We start from the raw sequence: 1,489 nt of genomic DNA, 5'->3' as shown, positions 1-1,489 counted from the left end.
TGAGCGACCCGAGACATAGGTGACAGTTCGTACCGGACACATGGGTTACACTTTCCGCTTTTGTTCTGCGGGAGGTGTAGATGCCGTGGAAAGCGAGTTCGGTAATGGAAGAGCGCCTTCGCTTTGTCGCCCGGCTGTTGGACGGGGAAGCCATGACGGATGTGTGCCGGGAGTTCGGCATCTCCCGCAAGACCGGCTACAAGATTTTCGATCGTTACAAGGAACACGGGCTCGAGGCGCTGAACGACCGCTCCCGACGGCCGGTTCGCTACGCCAACCAATTGCCGGCCCAGATCGAGACCCTGATTGTCCAGTTCAAGGCCGAGAAGCCGCATTGGGGTGCGCGCAAGATCCGCGAGTTGCTGGTGCGCCGGCTCGATGGCGATGTTCGCGTGCCGGCCAAAAGCACCATTCATGCGGTGCTCGATCGCCACGGCCTGGTCAAACGCGGCGGCGGACCGCGCCACCGTGCGCGCGGCACGCCGCTGTCGCAAGGGACGGCCCCCAATGATCTCTGGTGCGCCGACTTCAAGGGCGAGTTCAAGCTCGGCAATGGCCGCTACTGCTTTCCCTTGACGGTCAGCGATCACGCCTCGCGCTTCCTGTTGCTGAGCGAGGCGCTCGACTCGACGCGCGAAGACCCCGCCATGACCGCCTTCGAGCGCTTGTTCCACGAGCGCGGCCTGCCACTGGCCATTCGCTCCGACAACGGCGTGCCCTTTGCCAGCCCCAACGCCTTGTTCAATCTGTCGAAGCTTTCGGTCTGGTGGCTCCGGCTGGGCATTGCCATTGAGCGCATCAAGCCGGGCCGTCCGCAGCAGAACGGCCGGCACGAGCGCATGCACCTCACCCTCAAAAAGGAAGCGACCCGCCCGCCAGGCTTCAACAGCCTGCAGCAGCAGGAACGCTTCGATGCCTTCGTGCACGAATTCAACACCGAGCGGCCCCATGAGGCACTCGGCATGAAGTGCCCCGCCGAGCTCTACACCGCTTCAACGCGCGTCTATGACGGCCTGCCCGAACTGACTTACCCCTTCCACGACCGCGACATTGTCGTCACCGCTTGCGGGCGGCTCTGCCTGCATCGCAAGAAGATCAACATCTCAACCGTGCTGGCCGGTCAGAAGCTCGGCATCAAGGAGGTCGACGAGGGCATTTGGCTCGTCAGCTTCATGCACTACGATCTCGGTTACTTCGATCTGGAGCAGAAAACCTTGCAGCCGCTCGACAACCCGTTCGGCCCGAAGCCCGTCACCGATGTCTCAGCTGCCACCGCAGCGCCCTGAGCGCGACGCGCTCTCGTGCATTCTTGGCATGGCAGGCCCTTTGCTTGCTCCGCTGTCGCGGTCAACCCCCGAAGCCCACAGGGGCGCGGCACGCGCGGGGTTGACGGCGACAGCGCGAGCCAAGCAACAATGGCCAGGCCATGGATGCGTCTCGCCGGAACACAGCAGATCGCTGACCAGCGGCCTCAAACTGGATCGACTTT

General features: G+C 63.3%; 1 protein-coding gene. It reads left to right on the top strand.

The features are described 5' to 3' along the window. Positions 1–80: 80 nt before the first annotated feature. Positions 81–1,286, top strand: a complete 1,206-nt coding sequence (locus ABIB80_RS39260) for an integrase core domain-containing protein (protein ID WP_354129647.1) — start codon at positions 81–83, stop codon at positions 1,284–1,286. The last annotated feature ends 203 nt before the right edge of the window (positions 1,287–1,489 follow it).

The organism is Bradyrhizobium sp. i1.15.2 (genome assembly GCF_040548425.1).
In the GTDB taxonomy this organism is placed as follows: domain Bacteria; phylum Pseudomonadota; class Alphaproteobacteria; order Rhizobiales; family Xanthobacteraceae; genus Bradyrhizobium; species Bradyrhizobium canariense.
Note: the sequence above shows the minus strand (reverse complement) of the source record. Positions and strands in the feature narration are given on the sequence as shown.